The sequence below is a fragment of the Actinomadura sp. GC306 genome (assembly GCF_004348665.1).
Taxonomy (GTDB): Bacteria; Actinomycetota; Actinomycetes; order Streptosporangiales; family Streptosporangiaceae; genus Spirillospora.
The window spans coordinates 1-7,104 of record NZ_SMKM01000317.1; the positions used below are offsets into that span (position 1 = coordinate 1).

Annotated in this window: 4 protein-coding genes and 1 pseudogene; all 5 read right to left on the minus strand. The window is 70.2% G+C overall.

The annotated features are described in order from the left end of the window. Positions 1-1,773: Stk1 family PASTA domain-containing Ser/Thr kinase (gene pknB, locus E1200_RS29250; protein ID WP_131955310.1), on the minus strand; the 1,773-nt coding region annotated here is incomplete at its 3' end. Between the two features lie 22 nt (positions 1,774-1,795). Further along, a complete protein-coding gene (locus tag E1200_RS35300; RefSeq protein WP_131955311.1) occupies positions 1,796-3,208 on the minus strand; it encodes a serine/threonine-protein kinase in 1,413 nt (470 codons plus the stop codon). Further along, the gene (locus E1200_RS29260; RefSeq protein ID WP_131955312.1) at positions 3,205-4,686 is read right to left on the minus strand and encodes a penicillin-binding transpeptidase domain-containing protein; all 1,482 of its coding nucleotides are present in this window, start codon (positions 4,684-4,686) and stop codon (positions 3,205-3,207) included. Before E1200_RS29260 ends, E1200_RS35300 begins: the two co-directional genes overlap by 4 nt. Positions 4,687-4,767: 81 nt before the next feature. Next, the gene (locus E1200_RS29265; protein ID WP_131955313.1) at positions 4,768-6,354 is read right to left on the minus strand and encodes an FtsW/RodA/SpoVE family cell cycle protein; all 1,587 of its coding nucleotides are present in this window, start codon (positions 6,352-6,354) and stop codon (positions 4,768-4,770) included. After that, positions 6,355-7,104, minus strand: a pseudogene (locus E1200_RS29270) (serine/threonine-protein phosphatase); the annotation flags it as partial.

Consider the following 7,104-nt stretch of genomic DNA (forward strand, 5'->3'; position numbering starts at 1 on the left):
GGAGTCGCCTGGGGGCGGCTGCTCGGTCTCCGGGGGGACGGCTATGAAGATGGTGACCGTGTCGCCCGGGGCCACTACTGCGTCCGGGCCCGGTTGCTGGTTGAAGACCAGGCCCGGGGCGACCTGGCGGTCCGGGGGTGCGGGGCCCTTCTCAACCTTGCACTTCAGGCCCAGGGCGTTCAGCTTGCCGCAGGCGGCCCGCTGGCTGTTGTTGAAGAGGTCCGGGACCTTCAGCTCGCTCGGGCCGTTCGAGACGGTCACCGTCACCGTGGTGCCCTTCGGGGCCTTCGAGCCGCCGGACGGGTCGGTGCTGACGACGTTGAGGCGCGGGACGTCGTCGCTGTTGACGACCCGCTTCTCCACCTCGAAACCGCGCGACTCCAGCGTCTTCTTCGCCTGGTCGTACGGCTTGCCGGTCACGTCCGGGATCTCGATCTCCGTGGGCGGCTTCTTGCCCCGGGAGACCAGCAGCGTCACCGCCGAGCCCTCCGGTGCGTTCGCGCCGGGGCGGGGGTCGGAGCTGATCACGAAGCCGCGCCTGATCTCGTCGCTGTACTCCAGCTTCGGCTCGCCGACCTTGAAGCCGAGCTTCGTCAGCTCCGCCGTCGCGGCCGCCTGGGAGACGTTCACGATGGTGTTCGGGATGGCGACCTGCTCGGTGTCCTCGCCGCCGCTGCTCACCATCCAGCCGATGAGCGCCGCGCCGCCGATGAACAGGACGGCCAGGCCGATCCACAGTGCGGCTTTCTTGCCGGCGCCGTTGCGGTCGCCGTAGTCCTCGTCGTCGTACCGGGCCGGTGGCAGGCCGTAGCCGTTGTCGACCGGCCGCTGCATCTGGGTGCGGGGCGGGGCGCCGCCCGGGTAGCCGCCCATGACCTGCGTGCCCTGGGCCGAGCCCATCAGCATCGTGGACGCGGCCGTCGACGCCACCGGCTGGCCCTGCAGGACGCGCTGGATCTCCTGCCGGAACTCGTTCGCGTTCTGGTAGCGGTGGTCGGCGTCCTTCGCCATCGCCTTCAGCACGATCGCGTCCGCCCACTGCGGGATCTGCGGATCTACCTGCGAGGGAGGTACGGGCTCCTCCCGGACGTGCTGGTACGCGATCGCCACTGGGGAGTCGCCGGTGAAGGGGGGCTTGCCCGTGAGAAGTTCGTAGAGGACGCAACCCGTCGAGTAGATGTCGCTGCGGGCGTCGACCCGCTCACCGCGCGCCTGCTCCGGGGAGAGGTACTGCGCGGTGCCGATGACCTGCGCGGTCTGCGTCATGGTGGCCGCCGAGTCGGCCATGGCCCGGGCGATGCCGAAGTCCATGACCTTGACCTCGTGCTGCCGGGTCAGCATGACGTTGGCCGGCTTGATGTCGCGGTGCACGATGCCGCCGCGGTGGCTGTAGTCCAGCGCGCGCAGGATGCCGTCGGTGATCTCAAGGGCCTTGTCGGGCAGCAGCGCGCGGTTCTCCCGCAGCAGGTCGCGCAGCGTGCTCCCGTCCACGTACTCCATGACGATGTACGGGATGGAGGTCTCGCCGATCATGTCCTCGCCGGTGTCGTACACGGCGATGACCGAGGGGTGGTTCAGCGACGCGGCCGACTGGGCCTCGCGCCGGAACCGGGCCTGGAACGTGGGGTCGCGAGCCAGGTCGGACCGCAGCGTCTTGACCGCTACCACGCGATCCAGCCGCAGGTCTCGGGCACGGTAGACCTCGGCCATGCCGCCTCGCCCGATCACCGTTTCGAGCTCGTAGCGGCCGCCGAGCAGCCGAGGTTGACTCATATGTGCACTTTCCCTCGTACGTCTACACCTTGTCCTCCGAACCTAGCTTCCCGCTCAGTTCCGGAGAGGGATCCGGGCTCGGAGTTGACGGAGTCGTGGTGCTGTCCGTCGGAGTGGGTGTTGGCTCTGGGGCGGTGGGAGTCGCCCGGGGCGGTTTGCTTGATGGCTTCTGTGATGGGGACGCGTCACGGGTGTCCGGCGTTGACGGACGGATCCTACGCGTCGGGGCGCGCGGCGCGACACTCGGTCTCGGTGTAGTGCGGATCTGCTGTGTGGGAGGGGCGCTCGTGGGCGTGCTCGGCGGGACGACCGGATCGGCCTCGGCGTCGTCCCCGGCCGGTACCGAGGCGGCGGGCCCGGACGGGCCCCGCTCGTCCTGACCTGAACCCGCGATCGCGAACCCCTTCCACAGGGACCCGGCCACGAGGACGCAGCCCACCACCACTGCCGCGTACGTCAGTGCGGTGCGTCGTTGCCCGCGCACTGACCCCGAGGCGAGGTTATCCGCCCCCGAGGCAGCGTCAAATCCCGACAAAGCCGACGATTGGGTAACGATCTTCGGTTTCGGCTGCCGACCTGGCGGAACGGCCCGCGGGCCCACCCGCGGAATTCGTCCCGTGCTGAGAGCCGCGCGGATCGCCAGCGCCCGGTCGGCGACGATGCCCGCGTTCGCCGGCCGGTCCAGCGGGTCCTTCGCGAGCAGCTGCATGACGAGTTCGCGGGCGGCCACCGGAACCCGCGGCGGCAGGTCGTCCGGCGCGTCCCGGACGTGCTTCATCGCCACCTCGACCGGCGTCGACCCGTCGAAGGGCGGCGCGCCCGTCAGGCACTCGTAGGCCACCACGCCCAGCGAGTACAGGTCCGCGGCCGGGGACAGCTTGTGCCCCTGCGCCTGCTCCGGCGAGATGTAGTGCGCGGTGCCCATGACCATGCCGGTCTGGGTCTGCGACGCCGCCGCCAGCCGCCGCGCGATCCCGAAGTCGGTGATCTTCAGGGTGCCGTCCGGGGACACCATCAGGTTCGCCGGCTTGATGTCGCGGTGCACGACCCCCGCGTCGTGCGCGACGGTCAGCGCCTGCCCCGCCTGCACCATCATGTCGAGGACGGCCTCCAGCGGCAGCCCGCCGTCCCGCGCGAGGATCTCGTCCAGGGGCTCGCCCGGCACCAGCTCCATCACCAGGTACGCCCGGCCCTCGTGCTCGCCGAAGTCGTACGCCCCGGCGATCCCCGGGTGCCGCAGCTCCGCCGCGAACCGCGCCTCCGACTCGAACCGGCCGCGCGCCCGCGCGTCCGACCCGAGCTCCAGCCGCAGCAGCTTCACCGCCACCTGCTGGCCGAGCAGCTCGTCGGACGCCCGCCAGACCTCGCCCATCCCGCCGATCGCCAGCCGCTCCAGCAGCCGGTACCGGTCGTTGAGGACGAGGTCCCCGCTCACTTCTGCAAGACCTTAGCCATGATGCCCCCCGCGAGGGGGCCGGCGTCGCCGCCACCGGAGCCGGGGCCCTCGGTCATCACGGCGAACGCGTAGCGCGGGTTCTCCACCGGGCTGAACCCGATGAACCAGCGCGCGTTCGGGTTGCCCGGACCCTGCTCGGCCGTGCCGGTCTTGCCGGCGATCCGCATGCCGGACAGGTTCTTCGCGGTGCCCTCGGAGATCACTGCGCGCATCATGTCCTCCAGCTGCTCCGCCTGGTCGCCGGTCATCGGCTGGGCGAACTGCTCCGGCGAGGCGTTGTAGAGCTCACTCTGGTCCTTCGCACGGACCTTCTGCACCACGAACGGGCTCATGATCTTGCCTTCGTTGGCGACCGCGGCCGCGACCATCGCCATCTGCAGCGGGGTGGCGCGCACGTTCTCCTGCCCGATGCCGGAGCGGGCCGTCCCGTCCTGGCCGGTCTGGATCGTCTTGCCGTCCGGGCCGGTGTACGACACCGGGACGGAGCTCTCGGCCGCGTACATGTCCGGCTCCAGCTCGATGCGCTTGCCGAACCCGAACTTCGCCGAGCTGTCGGACAGCTGCTGGATGCCCATGTCGAGCGCCATCTTCCCGAACGAGGTGTTGCACGACTCGGCGAACGCGCCGCGCAGCGGGGCGGTGCCCGCGCAGCTCCCGCTGTCGTGCGAGTTCGGCAGCGGACGGCCCGACTCCGGCAGGATCAGCTGCCCGGTCAGGATCGTGGACCCGCTGTCGATGCCGAGCTCCTGCATCGCGGCCGCCGCCGTCACCGTCTTGTACGACGAACCGGGCGGGAACGTCTGGCTCAGCGCGTTGTCGACCAGCGGCTTGATGACGCCCTCGCCGTCATCGAGCTGCTCCAGCCGCTTGCCGCCCTTCTCGCCCTGCTGCGGCGCGACCTCGTTCGGGTCGAACGACGGCCACGACGCCGCCACCTTCAGCGCGCCCGTCCGGATGTCCATCACCACGGCGCCGCCACGGCGGCCCGGCGAGGTCTTGCCCCGCAGCAGCTGGTAGGCGGTCCGCTGCGCCTCCGGGTCGAGCGTCAGCTCGATGTTCGCGCCGTCGGCCGGCTTGCCGATGAACGTGTCGAACCAGCGCTGCTGCGTGATGCGGGTGTCCTTGCCGCTCAGCAGCGAGTTGTAGGCCCGCTCGACGCCCGACGCGCCGCCGTTGAAGTACCCCGTCACCGGCGCGAAGACCGGGCCGTCCTTGTACGAGCGGCCGTACTTCGGGTTGTCCTTGCCGGTCGGGTTCGACGTCACCAGCACCTCGCCGCCGGCGGAGATCTGCCCACGCGGCGAGTTGAACACGTCGGTGAACTGCCGGCTGTTGTTCGAGTCGGTGCGCAGCGACTCCGCCTGGCTCCCCTGGACGTAGTTGACCTGCACCATCAGCCCGAAGAACAGCAGCATCGCGAAGATCGCCACCCGCCGGACCGGCTTGTCCATGTTCATACGGCCTCCCCCCGCTCAGCCGCGATCCGCCCCCGGACCGCGCGGCCATGCCCCGTCACGTGGTCGCTCATCGGACCGAAGTCACCTCGTGCTCACGATCTGCGTCATGCCCTCGTCCTGGATCGCCTGCGGGGCGGGCTTGCGCGCGTCATGGCTCATCCGCACCAGGATCGCGATCAGGATCCAGTTGGCCATCAGCGACGAACCGCCCTGGGACAGGAACGGCGTCGTCAGACCGGTGAGCGGGATGAGCCGGGTGACGCCGCCGACGATCACGAAGACCTGGAGCGCCAAGACGAACGACACACCGCCCGCGAACAGCTTCAGGAACGGGTCGCGGGCCGCCACGGCGGTCTTCATCCCGCGTTGCACGATCAGCGCGTAGATCAGCAGGAGCGCCATCAGCCCGGTCAGGCCGAGCTCCTCGCCGAGCGAGTCGAAGATGAAGTCGCTGAACGACAGCGGCGTCCGCCAGGGCTCGCCCTGCCCGAAGCCCGTCCCGAGCACGCCGCCCTCGCCGAGCGCGAACAGCCCCTTCATCAGCTGCGCGCTGTCGGCGTAGTCGCCGCCGAGCTCGGCGCAGGCGGTGAAGCCGGGCGACACCGAACCCTCGGTGTCGTACTTCTCGTAGATCTCAGTGTTCGGGTTGACCGGGACGACCTTGCCGCTGTCCAGCAGGCAGCCGCCGTCGAAGTACGGCTTCGGGTTCAGCCAGATGTCGATGCGCTGGTTCACGTGGCCCATGAACGGCAGCAGCGTCGAGATGAACACGCCGAACGCCAGCAGCCCGACACCGATCACCACCCAGGAGACGCGCTGGGTCGCGATGTAGAGCATCGACACGAACAGGCCGAAGAACAGCAGCGCGGTCCCGAGGTCCTTCTGCAGGAACAGCACGCCCAGGCAGAAGAACCAGATCACCATGATCGGGCCGAGGTCGCGGCCCCGCGGCATGTTGAACGGGCCGACCTTCTTGCCGATCAGCGACATCGCCTGCCGCTTGTTGACCAGGTAGCCGGCGAAGAACACGACCAGCAGGATCTTCGCGAACTCGCCCGGCTGGACCGAGAACGGCCCGACGCTGATCCACACGCGGGCGCCGTTGATCTGCTGCCCGATGCCGGGGACGATCGGCAGCAGCAGCAGGATGACCGCCGTGAGGCCGATCAGGTACGTGTAGCGCTGCGCGGTCTTCGGCGTGAACGACAGCGGCGCGTCGGTCTTGTCGGTGTCCCGCATGATGAGCACCGCGGCGACGAACAGGCCGATGCCGACGAACGTCCACATCAGCTGGCTCGGCGCGTCGGCGGCGTCCGCGAGCAGCTTCTTGCCGGCCGCCGCGGCGGCCTTGCGGTCGGCGCTGGTGTCCAGGTCGAGCCGGTAGATCATCGCCAGCCCGATGCCGTTCAGCGCCACCGCCAGCGGCAGCAGCAGCGGGTCGGCGTAGGGCGTGAACCTGGTCTGGACGAAGTAGGCGATCAGCGCCAGCACGACCAGGCCGCCGCCGTACACGAACAGCCCCGCGGGGATGCTGCCGTCCCGGGCGAGGCCGACCTCCGCGAACGCCGACAGCGTCAGCACCATCGCGAAGACCAGCAAAGCCAGCGAGGCCGCGTTCCGCCGCTGGTACGGCAGACGCGACCTGATCTGTTCCCCGAGCTGGTGCATCTACGATTTCCCTCCGTTGGAGGGGCAGTCCGGAATGCGCGAGTTCGGGGTCTTGCACTGGTCGCGGCGGGTGGTGAGCTCCTGCAGCTTCTGCTCCGCCGCCGCCTGCCCGATGAACGCCATGTCGCCCTTGCCGATCGCCGTCGCGTCCGACCCCGGCAGCTCGCCCACCGGGACCTCACTCGTTTTGACGGTCGCCTGCCGGCAGTTGTTCTGCCCCTGGCCCTTGACGATCGCGACCTTGCCGCCGCTGTCGACCAGGGAGTACTTGCACACGGCGCTCTCCAGCGCCTGCCACGCCTCGGTGGGACCGTCGACCGTGTAGGTCTCCCGCACCTGCTGCTGAAGATCCTGCGGGAGGTCCGCTACCATGATCGGCGGGTTGGGCTGGTTCTTCGCCACGCTCGACAGGCTCAGGCCCGGGACCTCCTGCGTCGTCCCGCGGAACAGGACGACCCTCCCGTCCCGCTCCCCGATGTAGTAGCCGCTCCGGACGTTCTGCACCAGCACGAACCCGCCCGCGACGACGCCCACCACGACCACGCCGGCGACGACGACCAGCCACGTCCAGCGCCGCGCGCCGCGCCTCGGCCGCTCCGCACCCGCCTGCTGGGCCGTGCCCGGCGGCGGGCCCATCGGCGCGGGGGCCGCGGGAGGCGGCATCTCGTCCACCGCGACCGGCGGCTGCGGCCGCGTCTCGCGCAGCTGCGCCGCCCGCCCGGCCGGAGTGTCCGCCACCGTGGTGTTCGC

Excerpts from the sequence above, each read along its gene's own strand:
- E1200_RS29260 (WP_131955312.1), bottom strand. The coding sequence starts at position 4,686 with ATGAACATGGACAAGCCGGTCCGGCGGGTGGCGATCTTCGCGATGCTG.
- E1200_RS29265 (WP_131955313.1), bottom strand. The coding sequence starts at position 6,354 with ATGCACCAGCTCGGGGAACAGATCAGGTCGCGTCTGCCGTACCAGCGG.